At 48.2% G+C, this 23,333-nt stretch carries 23 protein-coding genes and 1 tRNA gene; 4 read left to right on the top strand and 20 right to left on the bottom strand.

What is annotated here, in order from left to right; genetic code table 11:
• The 7 genes from L691_RS0120295 to L691_RS0120270 all read right to left on the bottom strand — a co-directional run.
• The coding region (locus L691_RS0120295; RefSeq protein ID WP_025692182.1) for an iron-containing alcohol dehydrogenase at nucleotides 1-505 on the bottom strand (505 nt) is incomplete at its 3' end.
• A 26-nt stretch (nucleotides 506-531) separates the two neighbouring features.
• Nucleotides 532-1,632 (bottom strand): histidinol-phosphate transaminase, encoded by a 1,101-nt coding sequence (gene hisC, locus L691_RS0120290; protein WP_025692181.1) that lies wholly within the window; start codon nucleotides 1,630-1,632, stop codon nucleotides 532-534.
• A gap of 279 nt (nucleotides 1,633-1,911) precedes the next feature.
• Nucleotides 1,912-3,828, bottom strand: coding sequence for an oxidoreductase (locus L691_RS0120285; RefSeq protein ID WP_025692180.1), 1,917 nt, complete (start codon nucleotides 3,826-3,828; stop codon nucleotides 1,912-1,914).
• Nucleotides 3,829-3,904: 76 nt separating this feature from the next.
• Nucleotides 3,905-4,321, bottom strand: a complete 417-nt coding sequence (locus L691_RS33720; RefSeq protein WP_232229235.1) for a zinc-binding dehydrogenase — start codon at nucleotides 4,319-4,321, stop codon at nucleotides 3,905-3,907.
• Complete coding sequence (locus L691_RS33715) at nucleotides 4,305-4,859, bottom strand: NADP-dependent oxidoreductase (protein ID WP_232229234.1); 555 nt, start codon at nucleotides 4,857-4,859, stop codon at nucleotides 4,305-4,307. Before L691_RS33715 ends, L691_RS33720 begins: the two co-directional genes overlap by 17 nt.
• Nucleotides 4,860-4,900: 41 nt before the next feature.
• Nucleotides 4,901-5,743, bottom strand: a complete 843-nt coding sequence (locus tag L691_RS0120275) for an aldo/keto reductase (protein WP_025692179.1) — start codon at nucleotides 5,741-5,743, stop codon at nucleotides 4,901-4,903.
• Between the two features lie 311 nt (nucleotides 5,744-6,054).
• The gene (locus L691_RS0120270; RefSeq protein ID WP_025692178.1) at nucleotides 6,055-6,390 is read right to left on the bottom strand and encodes a winged helix-turn-helix transcriptional regulator; all 336 of its coding nucleotides are present in this window, start codon (nucleotides 6,388-6,390) and stop codon (nucleotides 6,055-6,057) included.
• Between the two features lie 166 nt (nucleotides 6,391-6,556).
• On the opposite strand from L691_RS0120270, the gene L691_RS0120265 reads away from it, so the two are divergent.
• Together L691_RS0120265 and L691_RS0120260 are read left to right on the top strand one after the other, a co-directional pair.
• Nucleotides 6,557-7,762 (top strand): MFS transporter, encoded by a 1,206-nt coding sequence (locus L691_RS0120265; RefSeq protein WP_025692177.1) that lies wholly within the window; start codon nucleotides 6,557-6,559, stop codon nucleotides 7,760-7,762.
• Nucleotides 7,763-7,775: 13 nt separating this feature from the next.
• Nucleotides 7,776-8,735: a TIGR03571 family LLM class oxidoreductase gene (locus L691_RS0120260; protein WP_025692176.1), complete on the top strand. Its 960-nt coding sequence runs from the start codon at nucleotides 7,776-7,778 to the stop codon at nucleotides 8,733-8,735.
• 161 nt (nucleotides 8,736-8,896) lie between these two features.
• On the opposite strand, the gene L691_RS0120255 is transcribed toward L691_RS0120260, so the two are convergent.
• Nucleotides 8,897-10,192: a hypothetical protein gene (locus L691_RS0120255; protein ID WP_025692175.1), complete on the bottom strand. Its 1,296-nt coding sequence runs from the start codon at nucleotides 10,190-10,192 to the stop codon at nucleotides 8,897-8,899.
• Nucleotides 10,193-10,319: 127 nt separating this feature from the next.
• On the bottom strand, nucleotides 10,320-11,039 hold the full coding sequence (locus L691_RS0120250; RefSeq protein WP_025692174.1) for a hypothetical protein: 720 nt from the start codon (nucleotides 11,037-11,039) through the stop codon (nucleotides 10,320-10,322).
• 441 nt (nucleotides 11,040-11,480) lie between these two features.
• On the opposite strand from L691_RS0120250, the gene L691_RS32180 reads away from it, so the two are divergent.
• On the top strand, nucleotides 11,481-11,702 hold the full coding sequence (locus tag L691_RS32180; protein ID WP_156934297.1) for a hypothetical protein: 222 nt from the start codon (nucleotides 11,481-11,483) through the stop codon (nucleotides 11,700-11,702).
• 62 nt (nucleotides 11,703-11,764) lie between these two features.
• Here L691_RS32180 and L691_RS32175 read toward each other — a convergent pair whose 3' ends face one another.
• Entirely contained in the window at nucleotides 11,765-11,926 is a 162-nt protein-coding gene (locus tag L691_RS32175; RefSeq protein WP_156934296.1) for a hypothetical protein, read from the bottom strand.
• Nucleotides 11,927-12,095: 169 nt separating this feature from the next.
• Between L691_RS32175 and L691_RS0120235 the strand changes: the two genes are divergently transcribed.
• Entirely contained in the window at nucleotides 12,096-12,650 is a 555-nt protein-coding gene (locus tag L691_RS0120235) for a TetR/AcrR family transcriptional regulator (protein WP_025692173.1), read from the top strand.
• A gap of 273 nt (nucleotides 12,651-12,923) precedes the next feature.
• Here L691_RS0120235 and L691_RS0120230 read toward each other — a convergent pair.
• The 10 genes from L691_RS0120230 to L691_RS0120185 form a co-directional block, all read right to left on the bottom strand.
• Nucleotides 12,924-13,008: transfer RNA gene (locus tag L691_RS0120230), tRNA-Leu, on the bottom strand.
• A 123-nt stretch (nucleotides 13,009-13,131) separates the two neighbouring features.
• A complete protein-coding gene (citG, locus tag L691_RS0120225) occupies nucleotides 13,132-14,019 on the bottom strand; it encodes a triphosphoribosyl-dephospho-CoA synthase CitG (protein ID WP_232229233.1) in 888 nt (295 codons plus the stop codon).
• Nucleotides 13,994-14,623 (bottom strand): citrate lyase holo-[acyl-carrier protein] synthase, encoded by a 630-nt coding sequence (gene citX, locus L691_RS0120220; RefSeq protein ID WP_025692171.1) that lies wholly within the window; start codon nucleotides 14,621-14,623, stop codon nucleotides 13,994-13,996. Before citX ends, citG begins: the two co-directional genes overlap by 26 nt.
• Nucleotides 14,620-15,681, bottom strand: a complete 1,062-nt coding sequence (citC, locus tag L691_RS0120215) for a [citrate (pro-3S)-lyase] ligase (RefSeq protein ID WP_025692170.1) — start codon at nucleotides 15,679-15,681, stop codon at nucleotides 14,620-14,622. Before citC ends, citX begins: the two co-directional genes overlap by 4 nt.
• Nucleotides 15,682-15,686: 5 nt before the next feature.
• Complete coding sequence (locus tag L691_RS0120210) at nucleotides 15,687-16,859, bottom strand: NAD(P)-dependent malic enzyme (protein WP_025692169.1); 1,173 nt, start codon at nucleotides 16,857-16,859, stop codon at nucleotides 15,687-15,689.
• Between the two features lie 65 nt (nucleotides 16,860-16,924).
• Entirely contained in the window at nucleotides 16,925-18,475 is a 1,551-nt protein-coding gene (citF, locus tag L691_RS0120205; RefSeq protein WP_025692168.1) for a citrate lyase subunit alpha, read from the bottom strand.
• Nucleotides 18,476-18,494: 19 nt separating this feature from the next.
• Entirely contained in the window at nucleotides 18,495-19,367 is an 873-nt protein-coding gene (gene citE, locus L691_RS29575) for a citrate (pro-3S)-lyase subunit beta (RefSeq protein WP_036737455.1), read from the bottom strand.
• Nucleotides 19,368-19,661: a citrate lyase acyl carrier protein gene (citD, locus tag L691_RS0120195; protein WP_025692167.1), complete on the bottom strand. Its 294-nt coding sequence runs from the start codon at nucleotides 19,659-19,661 to the stop codon at nucleotides 19,368-19,370.
• A gap of 42 nt (nucleotides 19,662-19,703) precedes the next feature.
• Nucleotides 19,704-21,950: an ATP-binding protein gene (locus L691_RS0120190; protein ID WP_025692166.1), complete on the bottom strand. Its 2,247-nt coding sequence runs from the start codon at nucleotides 21,948-21,950 to the stop codon at nucleotides 19,704-19,706.
• Nucleotides 21,951-21,996: 46 nt separating this feature from the next.
• Nucleotides 21,997-23,328: a 2-hydroxycarboxylate transporter family protein gene (locus L691_RS0120185; RefSeq protein ID WP_025692165.1), complete on the bottom strand. Its 1,332-nt coding sequence runs from the start codon at nucleotides 23,326-23,328 to the stop codon at nucleotides 21,997-21,999.
• Between the last annotated feature and the right edge of the window lie 5 nt (nucleotides 23,329-23,333).

Genomic DNA, 23,333 nt, shown 5'->3' with positions numbered 1-23,333 from the left:
CAATCCCGGCCGCTATATAGCGGGGTGGTGCAGCCGCCAATATTGCCGTGTCGGACAATACCGCCTTCGGCGATCTCTCCAGCACAATTCCCCCGGTCTGAGTGCCTTGACGGGTATAGGTGACGGACAGGGCCGACCATGCCGCGCAGGTTGCCGCGATGGTGGGCACCGTCACAACCGGAAGGCTCAGCACATCGCCCACCGCCTTGATGGTATCCAGGATTTTGCCGCCGCCAATCCCAATGAGCACATCAGATGCCGAAGCTTGCACCGCCGCTGCGAGAATATCGATATCTTCCACGGTGCAGTAGCCTTCATATACTTGAATCTCGTACACAATGCCGCTTTCGTCCAGACTTTTCAGTAACGCCTCACCGGCGACGGACAACGCGGTCTTTCCCGCCAGTATCCATGCCCGCTTGCCGATGGGGGCAATAATCTCGCCTCCTTTTGCGAGAATTCCCGGTTCGTTCCAGTACTTCTCCGGAGCCTTTGCCAAGATCATATTTATTCTCTCCCTTCAATAATAAGTTAAGCCCTCAACACCTTGCGCAGCGCCTCTATAAATATGCGGTTCTCTTCCATCGTTCCAATGCTGACTCTAAGCCATTCCCGCATGCCGTAAGCCGAGCCGGGACGAATGATCACGCCTTCCTTCAGAAGCTGCTGATACAAGATATCGCTGTCCTGCCCGGTATGCACCATAATGAAGCTGGCTTCCGTTGGAATGTAATCTAGTCCGAGCTCTCCAAAAGCTTTGTAGAAATATTCCTTCCCCAGCCGGTTGTTCTCGTAGACCCTCTCCCGAAATCCGGCGTCCTTTAATCCGGCCAAAGCAGAGGCTTGGGCAACTGCGTTCACATTGAAAATCTGGCGGCATCTGTTCATATAACCGGCCGTTTCCTCGCTTGCGGCGGCGTACCCGATGCGCAGAGAGGCCAGCCCGTAAATCTTGGAAAAGGTACGGAGAACAATCAGATTTGGATATTGCCTGATCCAATTGAGCGTATCCGGGTAGCCCTGCCCGCCGGCTACAAAATCACAGTAAGCCTCGTCCATGGCGACCACAATTGAAGACGGAATATCCTTGAGGAATTGGCTAAGCTCTACGTCTGTAAAGATCGTGCCGGTAGGGTTGTTGGGATTGCAAAGCCAGATAACCTTGGTCTTATCTGTAATTTCTCTCTTAATGGCGTCCAGATGGACACGGTGCGCTGTTAGCGGCACCTGGATGATTCTGCCTTCCTGCAGCTTGGTGACTGTACCGTACCAAGAGAAGGAAGGAGTCGGCATAATCGCCTCATCGCCCGGACCGATGAACGTTTCCGCAACAAAGGCAATCAGCTCAAAGGAGCCTGCGCCGATAACGAACTGCTGCGGCCCGAGCCCGGTAAGCCGGGACAGTCCAGCCTTGAGCTCCGAGCTGCCGCCGTCCGGATAACGGGAGGGGGCTTGCAGTACAGCCGCCACCACTTCCGTGACACGGGGAGAACAGCCCAGAGGATTCTCATTGGAAGCCAGCTTGATCACCTGTCGAAGCCCAAGCTCCTTCACTACCTCCTCCAGCCGTTTGCCTGGAATATACGGATCAATGCTGTGAAGACCTTTCTTATAGGGTAACGCTGAAGACATCAGCTTCAACCTCCTAAATTTAAAAATAAAGGAGACCCGATTAATGTTGACATTAACACGGGCCTCCGGTTTTCCAGTTGGCAGCGATAGGAATATGTAATTTATATTTCACCAATATGTTTAGTATGCTTTATACTTAAAAACAATATATCACCACGTATTAATCATTTCAAGAGTCTATTCATCCATAATTTAGTCAAAACAGTGAAAAAGACTGCAGCAAATGAATAATTCGCATTTACCGCAGTCCGTTAATCATTCTATTAAGTCTACCGGGGATTATATAGCCAAGGCCGTCTTGTATGCAAGGTTGATCCCTTCCAGAGCCTTACCGACAACAGAAGCATCGCCAATTACATTCACGTTGTACTTTTCTCCAAGCTCGGAAGCCAATGCGTTATTCGATCTTGAGCCGATCGCCAACACGACCAGAGAAGCAGGCAGAGACTGTTGTCCTTCTTCCGTATCAATGATGACATGGGTATCCGTAATTTCCAGAACCTTCGAATTGACGTGTACGGTCACTTCATTATGCTTTAAGGATTTCATCAAGAACTCTTTGGAGGCAGGCTCCATGTCGGCCGCAATTTCCGGACGCATCTCAACGATGGAGGTCTTCCGGTTGTGAACCGCAATATGCTCCGCCGTTTCCGCTCCTACCAATCCGCCGCCAATGACGACCACTTGATCCACCAGATCCACTTTTCCGAGCAGCACATCATTGGCCGTATATACATGAGATTTATCCGCGCCAGGAATTCCAGGAATGATTGGAGTGGCTCCCGATGCGAGGATGATTTCATCCGGGTTCACTTGTTCTACGAATTCTTTCGTTACTTCTGTATTTAACACGACCTTTACCCCTGAACGGTCAAGCTCGCCCTTTTGCCATACCGTAAAGGTATTCAGCAGCTCTTTGCCGGGAGGAATTGCAGCAAGCAGCCACTGTCCGCCAAGCTTATTGCTCTTATCGTACAAGGTGACATCATGACCGCGTTTTGCTGCGATAATAGCCGCTTCCATACCAACAGGCCCGCCGCCGATGACCATTACTTTCTTTTTCACTTCAGCTTCCTTAACCTCATATTCGCCTTCTTTGCCCGTGAGCGGGTTGACCAAGCAGGACACAGGGTTTTGCTGAGCGATTCTCCACTGACAGCCCTGTCTGCAGCCGATGCAGAAAATAATTTCATCCAGCCGTCCTTCTTTCACCTTGTTCGGGAATTGAGGATCTGCGGTGGAAGCCCGGCCCATGGCCACAAAATCCGCCTTGCCTTCTTTCAGAATCGACTCTGCTACATGCGGATAAATGATTTTATTGACGGCAAATACCGGAATGTTGACTACTTTTCTAATTTCTTTGGCATAGTCGGAGAATACGGCCGTTCTGATCGCTGTAGGCGCAGAGACGATTGATCCACTCTTATATACACCGGCAGAAGCATGAATGGCCGCAATTCCATTTTCCTCCAACACCTGACTGATGACTTTCGTATCTTCGATGGTCAGTCCGCCCTCCACCATCTCGTCAGCGGAAATCCGGTAAATCATCGGGAACTCATCGCCGACCAGCTCCTTGGCTCTGGCTATAATTTCAAGCGGGAACCGCAGCCGGTTCATCAGGTTTCCGCCATAGGCGTCGGTTCGCTTGTTGGAGAAGGGAGAGACGAATTGATTGATTAAATATCCGTGCGCGCCGTGAAGCTCAATGGCATCATAGCCCGCTTCTTTACATCTTCTGATGGCCTGAGCAAATTTCTCGACCATCTCCTTTACTTCCTCGGTGGTCATTTCAACAGGAGTTTCAGATTGCGTCGGATCTTGAATCGCCGAAGGGGCGATCGGCCGCATGCCCATGACTGCACTGCTGGCTTCTCTGCCGGCATGATAGATTTGGACCGCTATTTTAGCTCCCGCCTTATGAACCCGTTCAACCAATTCCTTATGCTCTTCCATAATTTCATCCGACCATATCCCGGGTAGATTCTTAAAACCGGCCCCGCGGGGTTCGACCGCGTTGTCCTCGGCGATGATCAGGCCCCAGCCGCCTTTGGCTTTTTCCTCATAGTATCTAATATACCGCTCAGTCAGTCTGCCGTCTTCGGCGGCATATTCGGTCAGCATCGGGGGGACGACCAGCCGGTTCTTAACTTCCAGATTGCCTATCTTTCCCGGTTCAAAAATTTTCGTAAACATGATGGGTCCTCTCCTTAATTTTTAATTGTGAAAATTTGCACTTATTAAATTTTAAAATAACAACTAATCAAGCAGATTAGTTGTTATTACTCAAAACGATCTTTCCCCGCACCCTGCCTGTCTGGCTTAAACGGTGAGCTTTTCTGGCTCCGTCAATGGTTAGCGGAAGAACTTCGGCTACAACCGGCTTTATTTTTTGCGCTTCAACAAGCTCGCGGATATGGTTCATATTTCTTCCGTCCGGACGAGTAAATACGAACTTCACCGTCAACTGGCGTTCTTCTTCCACTGCATCTATATAATCGGGACGTACGGCATCCCGCCCGCTAATGATTGTAGCCACCACTGAATTTTTCTTCATAAATTTCAGAGCATCCCCATAAGATGAGCCTCCGAGCGTATCCAGCATAAAGTCAAACTCTGTTGTTGTATTCAATCCGCCCAGGTCATAAGCGAGAACTTCATCCGCCCCCAAATCACGTACGAATTCCATGTTCTTGGAGCTTGTTGGCCGCCACATAGGCGCCGAGTGCTTTGGCGACTTGAATAGCCATCGAACCGATCCCGCCGCTTCCCGCTAAAATGAGCACCTTATCCCCTGGCTGAACATTCCCTGCTTCTACAAGAGCCTGCCATACTGTGAGCCCTACCAAGGGGAGCGAACCCGCTTCAGCATAGGTTAGTCCTTGAGGCATCGGTGCGACCAGGTTTGCAGGTACCACGATTTCATCAGCATAGGTTCCCTGTTTTTCCATTTCCGGTCTAAAAAAGACATCGTCTCCCACTTTAAAATCCTTCACATTGGAGCCGACAGCCGCCACCTTACCTGATGCATCCCAGCCTAAAATAAGCGGAAGCCGGTACGGAAAGTCTTCTTTAAGAAGCCCTTCCCGTACTTTCCAGTCAACGGGGTTTACCCCGCTTGCCTTTATGGAGATCAACAGGTCGTCAGACCCTAACGGTTCTGTGGGTACAACTACTGTCTTGAGCTGCTGTTCATCACCGTATTGCTCAATGCCAATTCCGATCATCACACAGTCCCCTTTTGCTATTGCCGGTATAGTTCTTCTGCTTAAAAATCAAAATTGTCCGGATCCGGGCCAACCCGATGATTTTGATTCAGACTGTCAATTTGCTCCATATCCTCTTTTGTTAATTCAAAATCAAATACGCTGGCATTTTCAACGATCCGATGTTCTTTTGTAGATTTAGGAATCGTGATAACGCCGTTCTGAAGGTCCCAGCGCAGAATGACTTGGGCAATGGATTTATTGTATTTATCCGCAATTGCTTTGAGCCCCGGATTATCCAGGAGTTGACCCTGCATGAGCGGCGACCAAGCTTCAAATTGAATGCCTTGCTGCTTGCAATATTGCTGTAATTCCTTTTGGGTCAACCGGGGATGGTACTCCACTTGATTCACCATGGGTTTAATTTCCGCGTCAACCATTAGCTCTTCAAGATGATGAATTTGGAAGTTGCTTACTCCAATCGCTTTTACACGGCCTTCTTTATAAATGGTTTCCAGCGCTCTCCAGGCATCTTTAAACTTTCCTTCCTTCGGCCAGTGAATCAGGTACAAATCCAGGTATTCCAGGTTCAGCTTTTTGATGCTCGTCTCATAGGCTGCCAACGTTGACTCATATCCCAAATCGTCATTCCATACTTTGGAAGTCACAAACAGTTCTTCTCTGCCAATCCCGGCTTCTTTAAGCCCTTGGTCAATTCCCCGTCCAACGCCTTCTTCGTTTCCATAGATAGCTGCCGTATCGATGCTGCGGTACCCATGTTTGATCGCTGTCTTCACCGCATTCTCAAGTTCGGGACCTTCCTCCACTTTAAATACACCCAATCCAAACCATGGCATGCTCACACCATTATAGAGAGCAGTTGTATCTTGCAAATTTTTTGCCACTGAATCTTTCCTCCCATTCTCATTTATTCGAGTTAAGTTGTTGAGGCGCGCCTCATTTACGGGGGAACTGGAGTTCATATCCATTTTCGCCCCGCCGCAGGCTCATTATAAATCCAACAGAACGTTATAGTAAGTACGTACTTTTTAGTACCGCAGGCACTTAAAAGTACCTATAGCGCACAAAACGGAGCCTATTCGAGGTTTACTCCAAGTATTTTACGGGGACCCCGAACACTAAAAAAAGCGGACTGCACAAAAATGCACAGTCCACTTTGACCAATTAATATTGAATAAGTACGTTACTCTAAAATCTAATTGGAAGATACAACGATTGGGGGCTCAGGCGTCTGCTCTATATGCTTCTCCCCCCATGCGCACATGGTATCCAAAATTGGTTTTAGAGACCATCCGTATTCGGTTAGCGAGTATACCACTTTCGGCGGGATCTGCTCGTAAATGCTTCGCTTCACAACCCCGTCCTCTTCTAGCTCACGCAATTGTTGGGTTAGCATCTTTTGCGTTATGCCGGGCATTAATCTCTTTAATTCGCTGGTCCGCTTCTCCCCTTTATCTAAATGACATAAGATAACGACCTTCCATTTGCCTCCGATGACATTAAGAGTAGCTTCAACCGGAATATTGAACACTTCAGCTCACCTCCTTGACAGAGTAGGGTACTTTTTGGTGCCTACATTACTTTAAAGTACGTACTTATCATATTGGTCGTACAGCTATACAATAACGCCATGAGATAAAAATTTCAATGCATGGAACTTCGATTCGATGCAAATAAGTAAAGTGGAGGAAATTCATATGAGCAACATTGCACAATCCGTGTCTCAGACCCAAGAGACGCAAAAATCAGGAAACTGGGCGCTCCTTGCCCTAGCGATCAGCGCTTTCGGTATCGGAACAACCGAGTTTGTTCCCGTAGGACTGCTTGCTAGCATCGCCGGCGACTTGAGAATCGGCATTACTCTTGCCGGCCTACTCATTTCAGGTTATGCCATCGGGGTTGCTGTGGGGGCCCCAATCATTACCGCGCTCACCAACCGCATGAGCCGCAAGTCTTTACTTATGTGGCTGATGGTGCTCTTTATCATCGGTAATGCGACCGCCGCGATGTCATCCTCATTCGGGCTGCTGCTTGTCGCACGTTTCATTACTGCATTCTCTCATGGCGTCTTTTTCTCAATTGCATCGACGATTGCTGTCCAGTTAGTATCTCCTGAAAAAAAGGCTAGCGCCATCGCGCTTGTATTCACCGGTCTTACGATTGCCATTGTTACAGGTGTACCGCTCGGGACATTTATCGGTCAAGCTTTTGACTGGAGAGCAACATTCTGGAGCGTTGCCTTGCTGGGTGTTATTGCGATCATTGCAAGCGCCATACTCATCCCTCGTAATTTGAAGCAAGCTCCGCCGGCTAAATTTTCGGATATGTTCCGGCTGATTACGAACGGCCGCCTGCTTCTGGGTTTCCTGATCACTGCGCTCGGTTATGGAGGAACGTTCGTCGCGTTCACTTTCTTAACCCCGCTCCTGCACGATGTTACCGGATTTAGCCAAGGCGCGGTTAACATTATCCTGATCGTCTATGGTATTGCGGTGGCAATCGGCAACTCTGTTGGCGGTAAATGGGCCAATAAAAACCCGATCCGTGCGCTGCTTATGATGTTTATTTTGCAAGCCGCTGTTCTTATTCTATTGACGTTCCTCATTCCCTTTAAAGTCACTGGCTTGATTGGCATTATCCTGATGGGATTATTCGCATTCATGAATGTCCCTGGTCTTCAGCTATATGTTGTCCAACTGGCAGAAAAATATGTTCCTTCGGCGGTAGACGTCGCTTCAGCACTTAACATTGCGGCTTTCAACATCGGCATTGCGGTTGGCGCTTTTATCGGCGGGGTTGTTGTCGATACGATGGGACTTGTGCATACGCCATGGATCGGGGCTTTGATGGTTATGCTTGCGATTATACTCACTGCGGTTTCCGCCAAGCTTGAGCGGAAATAATTGGGGAGCACATATGTTGGATCATCATAAAAGTTATCAAAGGATGTACCAAGAAGGTGAGTTAACGCTTGGACTTCACATCCCGCTGGAAAATTATCGGATGAAGGCACCGACGATGGCGCATCAGGTGGAGCTTTCGCAAGCAGCTGAAAATTACGGCTTTACCGCCCTCTGGCTCCGGGACGTTATCTTGAAAGATCCGGAATTTCTGGACCCGGCTGTCGGTCAAATCTATGATATTTTGATTTACGGTACGCATCTACTCAGTCAGACCAAACAAATCGCTCTCGGGACTTCCGCACTTGTGCTCCCTCTTCGTCATCCGCTTCGGATGGCGAAGGAGGTTGCTACTATTGAAGCGCTGTTTCCTCAAAGGCTGATTATGGGAATCTCCTCCGGAGACCGGCAAGCAGACTTTCGCGGACTTGGCGTAGATCACCCTAGCCGGGGCGCTCAGTTCCGGGAAGCTTACTCCTATCTCCAAAAAGCACTGTATGAGGAATACCCCTTGATTCATTCCAGCTACGGCCAGATGGAACGAACCACGCTTGTTCCGAAACTGGAAACCATGATTCCTACTATCGTTACCGGCTTTGCGCAGCAAGACATGAATTGGCTTGGTCAACATGGCGATGGCTGGATGTACTACCCGCAAGCGCCAGCGCGGCAGCAGGAAGTCATAGCCGCATGGCGCGATTCGTCTGACCGCCACGGGAATGAAGCCTTCCGCCCTTTCTCCATGCCCATGCATCTTGATCTGGCGGAAAACCCGGATGAGAGGGAAACCCCTATCCGGCTTGGATATCGCGTAGGCCGGAACAGGCTGATTGAATTGCTTGAAATCTACCGATCCATTGGCGTGAATCACCTGTTCTTCGCCCTGTTTGACAGTGATCGTCCGGCTGGTGAAGTTATTCAAGAGCTAGGTGAATACGTGCTGCCTCATTTCCCGCCGCATTTGTTGAAGGGTTAACAAAATCTTCAAGTGTTGTTTTCTCTGTCTTTAGGTATTTAGGTTATTATCCTGATCCCAAAGTCATCCTAGATGACTTTGGGATCGCCTCTTTTTCCATGCTGCAAAACAAAAAGAAGCCGTTCTTTCAGTTATTCCTTTCCTACCAATGGATTTAGAAATTACTTGGGAGCATTCTGTGAAATTAACTCCTGATAGATAAACTTTTCTAACAATACATTCTTATTATTCATTTTTATGTCAAGATTATGATAGGTGTTGGAATCAATGCTGAATAGAATCGTTTTTGAATCTTCATAAAAATCATCTTTTTTTGAACTCGAAAATGTAATTTGCCGGTTCCCTATCGGCAAGAGAGTGGTATTGTTATAATGTTCGTCTGAATACGGAAACAAAATACGATGTTCTTTACTAGATAAACGTAAATAGTTAACAGAGTCCCGACTTCCCTGGAAATCGTAATAGGAAATAAAACAGATCTCGTCACCACTTACCCAATCGACGCGCCCAATGGAGCCGCCATCGTTTTGTGAATACACCATGGAAGCTTGACCGCTTTTCAAATCATACAACCAGATAGAGGCAGTCATCCAAAGGGGAGTTCTTGCTCCCGGTGCGCTGCTTCGATCAAGGATGGTACTATAAATCACTTTGGTTCCGTCACTTGACACTCTAGGAGCCGAAAAAGCTACATTCATCATGTTCGGGACCTTCTCAATACTAAACGTACCCTTCCCGCCATAATAATGATAAATTTTATCAATATCCTTCTGATTCAAGTAATAATTCCACTGCTCATCTTTATTAATAGGATCGTCTTTTTTATAGGAAGCAACAGCCTTTTTTTCCTTGACTTTCAAATAGGTTTTTTTCCCTTTTAAATAAAAACTTTGTGCCGTCTTACCAGTATCTTCAACAGCCCGTACACGCCATACTTCCCCATGTACAAGCACTTTTTCTTCCCTTGTTTCGATATTAAAAGTCTTGATCTCTTGATAGGAAAACGTCCTTGCATCATTTTGGATGAATAAAAGCGTTTTATTGTCTGGCAACCATGAGATTTTAATGATTTCATTTTTAATGGGCATATCCTGATAAAAGGTCTCAATCTTTCCAGTTGGAAGAGTATATACTTCAAGATATCTTCTCGCATTATGCTCGTCCCATTTGGTATATGCAGCATATTTCCCATTCCTGGATAACGCGGCATAATTATCTGGAGTGACCTCGGGTAAACGAAGCAGAACTGTCGGTTTCCATATTTTAGTATCATAAACCACAAAATTACTGCCGTTCTTTTGATCGCTAAGAAGACCAACGACACTGGAAGTATGCTGAACCTGATTAGTATTAACAGGAGCAATTTGATTACTCTTGAACATAAGCAGAGCGGTGCATAAAAGAATAATAGTTAGGAGCAGTGCAGCTAATATCTTGCTTCTTTTTGTAACTATCATATTGCTTCCTCCATATAACACCACATGCTGCTGGCTCATATGATTTCGATCTATGAACCCAGCATGTGGTGTACTGCTTCAATAAGATTTATTGAGGAACCGTTGTTTATCCATCAAGTTTTTCAAGTTACGGATTGTAGTTTTTAATCGGTACCCAGGTTCTTGAATAGAAGAGTCCGGCCCCAGAACTACCATGCAAGCTGGCAAAATCATTTTTATCAAGATCAGCAATTCTATCGGGATGAGCTTTCTGATCGGGACCCCAGTCCGTAATTTGAAGCGATGTTACATTATTAGTCCCTATATCTCTAACATCAAAGTAACTAAACTTTGCAACATCGACAACACCTTGATTTGCACCATTATTAGTAGCTCCGTTACGATATGGGAGTGCGGTGTTGCCGCTTGTATTGTACCAAGATGTATATCCATAACTGGTCAAGTAAGAAAGGGTAGAACTATATGCTCCCAACGTGTGGCGTGCATACGCGGGGATATTGTTCCATGTGCCGATATAAATTGGATTAGATTCATAATCGACATATTCACTGGCCGCGAATGCACCGGGAAACTTTGTTAAATCTTCAGAGGCGCTATATTTCTCAATCGTTGCTTTCTGCTCCGCTTGCTGTTCCTCTGTTGCAGTAAACGGAACCTCTAAGCCTGAAAATACGAAGCCTCCTGCAGCATCTCGGTACACCGTTACCCCCGAATCTTTGTCGACAGAAGCTACTTGAGGTTCTACCGCTTCAACCTCCTTTGAAGCTGCTTGAGCGCTATAAAAAGGCAACGTTAATGACAATACAAGCAGCGCGAGACTTCCTTTCAAGATTTGTTTAGAATTCATAGTCTTTTTCCTCCCTCATTTGTTTTGCTACGGCCATTCCCAATAGACTTGCCAACATCATCTTCCTGAAAATAGCATTGTTCAAAGATTTCGGCGTGCTTTCCTCCTCTCAAAATTATAATTATGATCACCGTTCCCATACACGCTGCTGTTTTTCCTTTTTCTCCTAAAGGACAGTAACGGTCAACTGTATGCTTGTTAATCTATTCACAAACTGTTCTATCATTGTTACATGCCTCACTTCAAAGATATCATATATTTGCTCATTTTTGGTATTTTTTTGCAAAAAACCTAAGCCAAATATGGCTAACCTCCGAAAACCAGAGAACGTAATGCCTGAGCCACATTTCCCTAAACTCAGTTGATTTTTTGACATACGCTATTGGGGGGCGTCAATGGCCGCCAAGTACGGAAATCAGAGCATCCGGAAGGGCGGTTCAATTGTTCTCGTTTCCGGAACTGGAGCGTCACGTTCGGTATCGTTCGAACCGAAATGTGAACTATATACCGGAGGAAGCCAGAGAGTCGATGTACGAAAGTGTCGAGAATTTCCTGCTGGTGGGCCAAGTGGGAGAGGCTCACTTCTCTATAAGACCGAATCATTTGTTCATTCAGCTCATTGCAGAGAATAACCGGCATAAAAAAGGCCCTGCGTCACTATAACAAGTGATGCAAGGCCGCTAAAAGATATTTTATTGTATAAACTCTATTTCAATTATCGAACTTTAGAGTCGTGGGATAAATATTCCGGTGATCCATACCGTCGCCCATTCCGCCGCCCGGTCGATTGATCGCGATGATGTGCCGGTTAGCAGTTTCAGTTCCGCATTACGCGCATCAACGACGCGTGAATGGTTTTCTTTCAGGATAGGTGATGAACTGTTCATAAACTACTCCTACTCTTCTTTTAATTTTTTCTTAGTACCGATTAACATTACCGTTATATTCTTCATTTAATAGCTATCTATTGCAAAAAAATCGGACTTATGATACAAGCATATCAGTAGTCCGAATGAAATCAATAGATTATCAAGAAGTGGAACAGGAGCGGCAACAATGTATCACATTGAGAATGATAAACGAAAAACACAATCCGCAAAATTAATTTGCAAAGGTTTAGAAGAATTGATGCGAACACAGGATTATAACAATATCACCGTAACACAGATTGTAAACGCATCCGGAGTAGGCAGGGCTACTTTCTATCGTCTGTTTGACGACAAATCGGATGTAGTGTTATATCAGATGGAATTGGTATTTATTGGATTAATCCAGCGTATGGGGCCAAATACCGATTCTAATGTGGTAATCAGGTCTTTATTTGATATTTGGCTTTCCCAAAAAGATCTGTTTTTATCTTTGATCAAAGCGAATCTTTACGAGGAGTTTCAAACCCGGCTTTCTTTCATAATAGGAGAGAAACTGAGATTTATTAAAGAGGGCGTCAACCTGGATGATAGAAATTGGCAGTACTTCATCCACATCCGCTCGGCAATGCTTTTTACCGCATTGAGGGTCGCAATTACTCAATTTAAAGAAGACGATGCGATAACCATTTCCAACACACTGAATAACCTTTTCGGAAAGCAACCGGTAATATTTAAATCGTAACCTCCGGCACTACTCTGCGATGGATTCAGTATAGTCAAACGAATGGAGCGTACACTCCTGACTTGCCCAATGAATGGATACAACAAATTTCAGGTATTTCAGGTTGCAAATGATCCAGCGGGCATATCCGCCAATATTTACACCCATCTGGATTATAGCTTCAAAGTTTCTTCTGCCCAAATGATAAGCAATGTCCTAAGCTTTCTGCCCACATAAAAACAGGTTCTAAAATGCTGTAAAAGCCATTTCAGAACCTGTAATTTGAAGGGTAAGTGCGGTCGAGAGGACCCGAACCTCCACGGGGGGTTAGCCTACACGGACCTGAACCGTGCGCGTCTGCCAATTCCGCCACGACCGCGTATTTCATCGGTTAATTCCGGATAATCCAAAGCCTTCGCATGAAAAGCAAACCATACCTCCATTTCAAGCGTTCACTCCTCATCGACAGGCATAAACTGCAGCAGCAGCCTTTTCAAATCCGTCAACAGCGGTCCCTGGATATGCAAATCCGATCCAGCATGACGGTAACGGCCAACAAATCTGCCGACCCGCCAGGACTGATATTTCTTTTGATGAAATCCTTATCCATAAGAAGAACCATTGATTTGCCCGCTTCCGTCAGCACCCCTCCGGCTTCCAAAACTCGGCGGGCATACTGCCGGACATACTCCAGCGTATCCAAATCATGTCTTGCCACAACATTCGTATCCTCATTAACAGCCATTAAGTGAAGCAGGGTCTGCGCGCAGATCTCGTTCATATGGTGCGCGTTCGCCGCCTTTAACTGCCGGAAAACCGGGAGTGATCCGTTTCTGACCGTGGGAAATCCCCTTTCCACTTCTCCGCGTATCCCCTTTAAGCCGTATTTACGGTACAGCTTCTCCCCGTTGGAGAGTCCTGCGGATTTGTTCATGGATGCCAGCTCACCGCGGCTTAACCCCTCCGTCATGTTGGCGATCAGTCCGCAGAGTTCTTCCGCATCCAGCAGTTCCGTTTCAAGCACCGCCATGAGGTGTGCCGCAGCCGCGCATAAGATCCCGAGCGAAAATACAAGACCTTTATGGGTATTCACGCCTCCCGTGGCTTGAAACATCGTCCTTTCGGCTGCAATTCCGACGGGGCGCAAGCTGCGGAACAGTTCCTTAGGATGATCTCCCTGAAATTCCGTGCCCAATAGCGCACATTTGACGAAATAGCCGGATAATGCGGCCGAACTCTCCATAAAGGTGAAAAAGTCCATATCCCGGTGAGCGCCGCAATTAAACCGGTCAACCAGGCCCGGTTTCGGGCTGGAGGAAACTTCAAGCAACAGCGACAGCACCGCCGTCTTTCCCAGCTTCCCGCTAATTTCCGTCTTCTGCATTTTCATTGATAGACATACTCCCCTTCTGCTTCCACACTTCCTTAATGGTGCAGCGAATATCGACCTGCGAACCGCATGCTTCCTGAAAATAGGCATCAGCGATGGAACGAATGGCGTACAAAAGTTCATTTAAGGAATGGGCCTTGCTTCTTCCGCAAATGTGCGCATCCTGTCTGCACAACAGACATTTTCGGCGTGGATAACCCAAATCGCTTCTCGAAATGGGTTGACCGGATCTTCCCAGAACGTCAATATCAAGCAATCTGCCGAGAGGGTGAATCGTCTCTATTTGAACGGCAAACTGCTTCAGGATCCGTTCATCCGCATTGACAATAATATATCCTTCGGGACCTGTGATCAGGTCGTCTATCTGTTTAAAGACCAGCTTCATATCGGTCCCGGCAAGCCGCTCAAGCAACGCATCGTAACCCTCCCGAAAAATCCGCCGGCTCATTAAAGTCGATTTCCTGGGACCGGGAATATTGACCGTCATGGAAATCAGCGGCAGCGAATGGGTCAGGAAGAGTTGTCTCTGTTTAGCCGCTCTGCGGTCCCGCGCTTTCAGCATCTCTTCCAGCGTTACTTCAAACTCATCATCTGAATCTGTCATCGCAATCCTCCCCGTATGCAACGAATGACCTCACCGGCCTCCGGTGATTGCAGGAACCGGTAAGTGGTCTCCGGAACAAGCTCTTTCACCGCAATCACATCCCCCTTCCGGATCAGCTCCCGCACCCGTGATGCGCTTATCGCTTCCTGGCCGTTGCAAATCCGGGGCACTTCCTCCACTTCGATCTCCCATGCAGGAAGCAGCTTTTTCATGATTCTGTTATAGGTTCGGGTTACCTTACAGGAGGGTTCCTCCCCGACAAACCGCTTGGTGATCTGCAAATGGGGCGCGATATGCCGGGAAAACAAGGTTAGATCCAGCTCGGCATGGACCTCGGCCGCATCCTCATCTTTTTTGAGGAAGTAGGACGGGAAGGTCGCGTCGGATATAATATAGTCCCGCCCTTGGTGAAGCACCACGTTGGATAGATGCCTGGTGCCCTCCTCAATCAGCCTGTATCTGATTTCCTGCGGAAACACAGACCGGTCTTCCCATACCACGAATACGTGAAGCTTTTGTACCCTCGCGGCAGCGTATTCGATCAAGTACCGATGCCCCAGCGTAAAAGGATTGCCGTTGACAACTACCGCGCCTGCAGTATGAAGCTCTTCCACATGAACTTCATCCCCATACCCGCACTCTCTCCCGATTTCATCCAGATACCGGCTTAAGCCATCCTTCCGGTTCTCCAACAGAACAGCAGTAGGTGTCTCGACAACGATGTGAAAGCCGAGTTCGGAGAATATCATCTTGTTCTTGGGTTTCGTGAACATAAAGAGACGGGATCTGCCTCTTCTATACTGCTCACGGATCAAGTGATTCATAATACGGGCGGACAATCCCCTGCCTGCATACGCTTCGTCTACAGCGATGCATTTCAGCACCCTTCCCGAAAAAGCTCCCGTTGCGACAATACGTCCCTCCTCTTCAATCGCCACAGCGTACTGAATGTCTCTATCCAGCGTAAGACCCCGGGTTTTCAAAAAAGCAATCAGTTTGTCCTTATCCCTGCCCGACTCCAGCTTAAGAACCCGCTCCTTCATTTCCAATTTCCACATGCGAATTATTTCCTTGCGGCTCCCGCCGCCCGGGCGATTCGGATCACCGCTTCGCTGACGGCACGGCTCACGCTCTTGTCGAAAGCGTCCGGAACGATGTAGTGTTCATTCCGTTCCTCATCCTTCACCAGCCCGGCGATGCCTTGAGCTGCGGCAAGCTTCATCTCGTCCGTAATATCCCGGGCTCTTGCCTCCAAAGCGCCTCTGAAAATACCCGGGAATACCAGGAGGTTATTGATCTGATTGGGAAAATCGGATCTGCCTGTCGCCACAATTCTTGCTCCGCCTTGATAAGCATCCTCTGGCATAATTTCCGGCACAGGGTTGGCGAGGGCAAAAACGATGCTGTCCGAATTCATCGTTTGCACCATTTCCTTTGTCAACACCCCTTCAACCGACACCCCAATGAAGACATCCTTGCCTTTAATGATTTCTTCAAGAGTTCCTGTCTCAAAATCTCTGTTCGTGACTTTTGCGATTCTTTCCTGGGCCTCGTTCATTGATCCGGCGTTTTCCGAAATCGCGCCGTCGATATCGCACATCACAATATGCTTCGCCCCCGCCGCAAGCAGCAGTTTCGCGATGGCGATACCCGACGCGCCCGCGCCGTTGATCACGATACGTATGCTATCCAGAGCTTTATCAACAATCTTCATTGCGTTATACAGACCCGCGAGCACCGCAACCGCAGTCCCGTGCTGGTCGTCATGGTATACGGGAATATTCAGCGTTTCCTTCAGCTTCTCCTCGATGTAGAAGCATTCAGGCGCTTTAATATCCTCCAGATGAATACCTCCGAAACCTGGTGCGATGACTTGTACGGTTCTTACAATTTCATCGGGATCAAGGCTGTCGATACAGATCGGGAATGCGTCTACGTTGCCAAACTCCTTAAGCAGCAGCGCTTTGCCTTCTATGACGGGCAATCCCCCCTCGGGGCCGATATTGCCAAGCCCCAAAACGGCCGTCCCGTTCGTTAGAATGGCGACGGTGTTGCCTTTAATCGTGTACTCATAGGCCTTTTCTTTGTCTTTAGCAATTTCTTTGCAAGGTTCCGCTACCCCCGGCGTATACGCCAGCGCCAGATCGTGCTTGTTATTAAGCGGAATTTTCGCTGCAATTTGCAGCTTGCCGTTGCTGATCCTGTGCGCCTGTAGCGCTTCTTCCCTTATACTCATTTGTCCCAACCTCCAGCATGAACATGTAATTGATTGATCCAGATCCATTCGGCCCTTATCGTTTCTTACTTGACCTGGCGTATAACATCGATAACCGCCCCGTCCCTGTATTTGACAACGCCCACGACCTTATCCGCCCACTTGATCGGCTCAGGATGGCCAACGACCCGGTTTGCCCTTTCCTTTAGCTCTTCGATGGACACAACCGGGAGTTTGGCCGACTTCAGGTTATTCAGCAAATCTTGCCGCAGCGGATTGACCGCAATGCCTTGGTCTGTTACCAGAACATCCACCGTATGACCCGGCGTTATGATCGTGTTGACCCTGTCCAGAATCGATGGCATGCGGCCGCGGATGAGCGGCGCGACGATAATGGATACGGCCGCTCCCGCTGCTGTATCGCAATGGCCCCCGGATGCTCCCCGAATCATACCGTCGGAGCCTGTGATAACATTCACATTAAACTCCAGATCAATCTCAAGGGCGCTCAATACAACCACGTCCAGCTGGTGGGCCGCACATCCCGCGTTGTCGGGGCTTGCATAATATTCAGCATCGATTTGGTGGTGGAACCTGTTGTTCTTTAAGGATTCCACCGCCCTCAGGTCAAAGCTCTGGACATCCAGCAGCCTATGAATCAACCCCTCTTCATGGAGATCGACGATTTGCTGGGTAATTCCGCCAAGAGCGAAACTGGCCTTGACGTTCGCGGCAAGCATCTTTTCCCGCAGGAAACGTGTAGTAGCCAGAGATGCTCCTCCGGATCCGGTCTGCATCGAAAAGCCGTCGTAAAAATAGCCGGAGGCACCGATTACGTCGGCAGCATGCCTTGCGATCAGCAGTTCCTTCGGATTGCTGGTGTACCGGGTTGCACCCGATACAATGCCCTTGGGATCGCCGATACAATCCACCACCACCACATAATCCACTTGAGACTCAGGTATCCCAAAGGGCACATTCGGGTAACTTACAAGATTGTCAGTAATGAGAACGACATTCTTGGCATGCTGGGCGTCTACTTTGGCATAACCGAGCGAACCGCAAGCGGAGGCCGCATCGTCTCCTCTGGAATAGCCGTTGGCGTTTCCGTAAGGATCGCAGGAAGGCACGCCCAGAAAGGCGACGTCAATCGGACATTCTCCCGACGCAATAGCACGCGCCCGTCCGCCATGGGAATTAATTATGACGGGAATGTCAAACATCCCGCAGGAGTAAGCATGGGCAAGCTCGCCTCTCAGTCCGCTTGTTTCGATTCTACGGACAACACCGCTTTGGATATGTTTTACCAGAGGGGCATGGATGTCGGTGAGGGAACTGGCCGCAACCGTAAGATCGCGAATTCCCATTTTGGCGATAACATCCATAACCATATTGACGATATAATCCCCGTTCCGGAAGTGATGGTGGAAGGATATCGTCATCCCATCCTTTAAGCCGATCGCTTCAATGACCTGTTCGATGGAGCCCATGACTTTGTCCCTGGACGGGTTATGCTGGCGGTCCTTCGATCTCTCCGTATTTTTATACTGGCCGTTGGCCGCTTTCTCGCGGTAGGGGACAAGCGGTCCGATCCCGTCAATAAACGATGGAATTTTTCTTCCCGCCTTGTTAAACATAACATTCACCTTTTTTCGCTTATATTTTTACAGCAGCCGCAAGATCCAGCACCCTGCGGGCCCGTTCCACGACCGGTTTGTCAATCATCTTCCCGTTCAGGCTAATGACACCGGAACCGTTGGCTTCCGCTTCTTCTATAGCTTCAATAACATGCTGCGCTTTCTCCACATCATCTTCCGTCGGCGTATAGATCCGATGGACAATTTCGATCTGGCGCGGATTGATGATCGATTTACCGTCAAAACCAAGCTGCTTGATCAACTTCACTTCCCCCGCGAATCCTTCATCATCCTTCACGTTGGAGAATACGGTATCGACCGCAGCTATCCCTGCTGCCCTGGCGGCGAATAAGACGAAGCTGCGGGCCGTAAGCAATTCGATTCCCTCCCGGGAACGGGTTGTCTTCAGATCCGTTACGAAATCTTCCGCTCCGATCGCGATCCCGATCAGACGGCTGCTTGCCGTGGCAATCTGCTCGGCGTTCAAGGCCCCCTTGGCGCTTTCGATGGCCGCAAACAGTTTAATGGTGCCGCAGGGCAAACCAATCTTTGTCTCAATTTCGGATATCAGCTCATCCGCTTCGATCACATCTGCGGACGTTTCGGTTTTGGGCAGCCGGATTGCATCCGGCTTGGCTCTTACGATGGCTTCGAAATCGTCTCTCCCGTAGGGGGTATTAAGCGGGTTGACTCTCACCAGGATCTCGGTGCTGCCGAAATCCAATGTCTTCAAGGCATGATAGACGAGAAGACGTGCGGCGTCCTTCTCATTCAGCGAAACCGAATCCTCCAGGTCAATCATTATGGAATCCGCGCCGTATATATGAGCATCCTGGATCATTCCCGGGTTATTGCCAGGTACATAAAGCATCGTTCTTCTAAGCCTGCTCATTTATTTCTCCTCCCATGGGCGGAGGTTCCCATCAACCGCACGGCCTACCGCTGTCTTGACTCTTGCTTGAATGGTGCAATCCAGAGCGCCTTTGTCATTGGCCCGCACCAATACGTCCTTGACTCCCAATCCTTCCAGCGTTTCCCGGATTACTTTGCGGATTTGACCGCCAAACTGGTTTTCAACCGTGCTGACAAGTTCGATCTCGATCCCTCTGCCATCATTATCTTCGACGGCAATGGATATGTCGCTTGATTCCAGCGTGCCTGCAATAGACGTCTGTTTGATCTTCAAATGAAACACCTCTTTTGATAATGTGCTTTTTGTAATGCCGACTTACGAGGACCGGAAAATGTCACTGATCACCCTTGCCAATCCCGAGCCCGTAACTGGTTTGCACATATAATCGTCTATAATCAGACGTTCCTTGTACCGGGTAACATTTTCCTCGACCAATCCCGTCACCAGGACGATCTTGATCCGGGGATGCAGCGCCTTCATCCGTTCCGCAAGCTCCAGACCTTTAATGTAAGGCATAGCCTGGTCGGTAATGACAACGTCAAACCGGGACGGGGCCTGCTCGAAAATTTTCAGCGCTTCGATGCTGTCTTGCTCAGGGAACACCTTATAGCTCACCGACTCAAGAGCTCTTCTCATGGCCTTCAATACTTTCCTGTCGTCTTCGATCAAAAGAATGCTTTTAGGCTCTACAGTAACGGGCGGCAGATCCGATTGCCGGCCGGCATTCAGCGACCGTACCTGAGCGAGGTAGACCGTAAAGGAGCTTCCTTTCCCTTCTGCACTATCCACCGTAATAAAGCCATTGTGATTTTTGATGATGCCGTAAACGACGAACAGTCCCAGCCCTGTGCCTTCACCTGCAACCTTTGTCGTAAAGAACGGGTCGAAGATTCGAGACATGGTGTCCTTGCTCATCCCGTGACCCGTATCGGAAATCGAAAATTTCACATATGCGGCAGACGTATCAGTAACTTCGTCCTGAATTTGCTCAAGCTCCTGTGCGGGCACATTCTCCAGCGTGACATTCAATACTCCGCCGTTATATTTCATGGCATGACAGGCATTGTTGCACAGATTCATAATTACCTGCTGAATCTGTACTTTATTGGCAAGAATCGCCGATGAGCCGCCCTTCTTTTCGAAAATCACTTTGATATTGGGGGAAATAATCGGCTTCACCAAGTTTAGCGTTTCAGCAATAAGTTCTTCTAAACTTACGGCTGCATGCTTGCCTTTACCGCTGTCGGAACGGCTGAAGACGAGAATCTGCTCGATGATGTTCCTGCCCTTCTCGGAAGCTTCGTAGATCTCGTTCACATACTCATGGATCTCATCCTTGGGGTCAAGCTTGTGCAAAATGATTTCCGAATAACCCTGAATCGGAGTCAACAGGTTGTTGAAATTATGGGCGATACCCCCGGTAAGCATGCCGAGTTCCTGAAGTTTCTGGGAATGCAGCAACTGCATATCTTTCTTTCTTAATTCCTCGTTGGTGGAATTCAACTTCCGCAAATATTTGGTTTCCACTTCCAGTGCCGCTTTTTTTCGCTGAGTCTTCATAATAATGAAGAAAGCACAGGATAGGATCAGCAGAATCGTGGCAAAGATCTCAAGGAGCCTACTCCTGCTTTGAGCGATCGGGCCTTTTACCTCTTCATAATCCATAACGGCGGTAACGACCCAAAAGAACTCATTAAATCGGAGCCTGGAAAAAGATTCGAATTTTTTTGTTTTTTTGAGATCCTTACCCATCCACCAGTAAGAATTGTATACCGCGGACCCTTCCTCCCGGCTCATCTGCATAGCTATCAGCCTGTCGAGGTCCTTGTAATCCAGGTTCGGATAGATCCTCTTCAAGGTCTCAACGGACTTCCCGATATTGTCCCGTTTCGGATTCATAAGATAAATCCCCTGAGCGTTCTTCACATGAATATAACCTTTCATCCCAACCTTGACGGGTTTGACGAGCTGTTCATACAAGGCGTTCAGATCCACGCTGCTGATTAGCATGCCTTCATATTCATTGTCCAGAAATACCGGATGAATAATAGGCAATACATACGATTCCGGCTGTTCTAGCTTCGCATCCCCAATCAAAGGTCTCTTTTCCTGCATGGCCCGCTTGATATCTTCGTTGACCAGGTCATAAATTTTTTGGGCTTCGGCATCGTTCATTCGGGGATAGGTGTTCATTATGCTTCCCGCTCTGTTGATCACAATAATGCTGTTAACCCTTTCTTTCTTGGCCTTGTAATAAGCTTCTATCGCTTGTTGTACAGGCCCCGGGTCACTATCCGCCAAACCAACAGCGACACTGCGGTTTCCCGCCACAATTTCGAGATTGCGGATTTGCTCCTCAAAGGAAGCCTCCAGATTTTTGCTTGTCAATTTGGCTATGGTCAGCAGTTGCTCCTCTTGCTGGCGGATCACTGTCCGTTCGCTGTCCATATAAACCGAATAAGCCATCCGAACGAGGATCAGAACGATGAATGGAAGCGCAAATAATACTAGGTTATAAGGCACGCTTTTCCGTTTCAGCTGCTTTCTCAAGTTGAAATGCATACAGGCTCATTCCCTCCGGGCTGTTCCATAAACGGCAAGAATTTGCTCAGAGCGTCAGCCAGCGAAGCAGGAAGATAGCCACGGTTACAGTAGCCGCGCCGCCTAGACGGGTACACACCTGTGCGAAGGGTATCAGTTGCAGCCGGTCGCAAGCGGTCAGAATCGCCACATCGCCCGTTCCTCCCTGGCTGCAGCGGGTTCCGGTAATAATCGCCGCTTCAACCGGGTACATATTCATCCACTTTCCTATAAAATAGCCCGTTGCAACCATGGTGATGACGGTTACGGCAATTGTAATCAAATAAGTGGGACTCAATACGGAAACTAGGCTTTCCCAAGGTGTTTTAGCCACGCCCATACCAAGAAGCAGCGGGTAAGTTACAGCGATGACGAAGAAACGCTGCATCATTTGCGCTCCATCTTGAAGCTGCTTTGGCAGAAGATTGAAATACTTCACAATAACAGCAGCGAATAGCATAACGATTACACCAGGCAGCCCAACAGCTTCAGCCGCCAAGTTCCCGAGCATGAAAAAACCGACGGCCATGACGGCACCTGTTGCCATTTGGTTCAGGTTGATCGGTTTTTTGTCCTTGTCCTCCGCATACTTTAATACGTCGCTGTCTCCTGATTTGAGCAATGTGCCATTCCCTGACAGCTCCGGTTTCTTTTGCCCCAATTTGTTCAACAACCCCGATAAAATAATCGCGCATAAGCTGCCCAGCATCACTGCCGGTATAACGGCTGCGAAATTTTCTTCCTGTGTTGTGCCTAGAATTTGGCTATAGCCAATGGACAGCGGAATCGCACCTTCCCCTACGCCGCCGGCCATAATCGGAACAAGCACATAGAAGAATGTTTTGTAGGCGCCGAGCCCAAGACCGATGCCTGTAAGCATGCCTGCACCTGTGGCAAGAAGAGTACCGGCAATAACCGGCACGAACAGCTTTACGATCGCATTCACCATTAAATCCCGATTCATCCCGAGAATGCTGCCGCAGATAACGATGGCAATGTACAGGTACAGGAAGTTGGTTTGTTCCATGAAAACGGTAACGGTATCAATTGCTGCTTGCGGCATCAGTCCGGCATAGACCATATAGGACGGTACGAAAGTCGCCAAAATGGGAGCGCCTCCGAGATCCTTAAGGATCGGAACTCGCTTGCCGATTTCGCCCAGAATAAAACCATAAAGCATCATAATGGATGCGGCGCCGAGCATATCTTGCGGAAAATGACCGCTGTGAATCAGAAAATAAACCACCAGCATAAACGGAATATACACCCCTACCGGTATAACTCCTCCAATCCGATAGCTTAACACCTTTTTCCAAACCGGTTGTTGCTGCAGAGGGAGTTCTAACGGATTATTGATCATATTCT

This window comes from Paenibacillus zanthoxyli JH29 (assembly GCF_000520715.1).
In the GTDB taxonomy this organism is placed as follows: domain Bacteria; phylum Bacillota; class Bacilli; order Paenibacillales; family Paenibacillaceae; genus Paenibacillus_AQ; species Paenibacillus_AQ zanthoxyli.
The sequence above is the reverse complement of the archived record's forward strand: the minus strand, read 5'-3'. Positions and strand labels throughout refer to the sequence as shown.